Consider the following 391-nt stretch of genomic DNA (forward strand, 5'->3'; position numbering starts at 1 on the left):
TGCTGCAGCAGGTCCCACCAGGCCTTGGACGCCGATTGCGCCGCGGCGCCCATCTGTTCGCTCATGCCGGCAAAGGGCGGCGCGGCGTCCTTGCCGGCTTCCTCTTCGTGGGCAGCGTCGCCGGCGGGATCCTGAGCCGGACCTTTGCCGCCGTCCCTGGCCGTGTCGCCTGACGGCGCGGCCGCCTTGGCCTTGCCCGGCGCCGGTTTCAGGCCCAGCACCACTTCCAGCGGCGAGGCCGCGCCGCTGTCGCGCAGGGCGCCCAGGTCCATGCTGGCCGCGCTGTCGACGAAGGCGCGCAGCGTGTTGATGGTGGAGCGCTGCACTTCCATGCCCTGGATGGTGCTGCTGAGCATGGACAGGTTCATGCGCAGCCAGTTTTCGACCGAGC

At 70.8% G+C, this 391-nt stretch carries 1 protein-coding gene; it reads right to left on the reverse strand.

Going from position 1 to position 391, the window contains the following annotated elements; translation table 11 throughout:
- On the reverse strand, positions 1 to 391 hold a 391-nt coding region (locus KDH83_RS31880; RefSeq protein ID WP_349291699.1), incomplete at both ends, for a PhaM family polyhydroxyalkanoate granule multifunctional regulatory protein.

The sequence above is a fragment of the Achromobacter sp. Marseille-Q0513 genome, from assembly GCF_018195695.1.
In the GTDB taxonomy this organism is placed as follows: domain Bacteria; phylum Pseudomonadota; class Gammaproteobacteria; order Burkholderiales; family Burkholderiaceae_B; genus Achromobacter.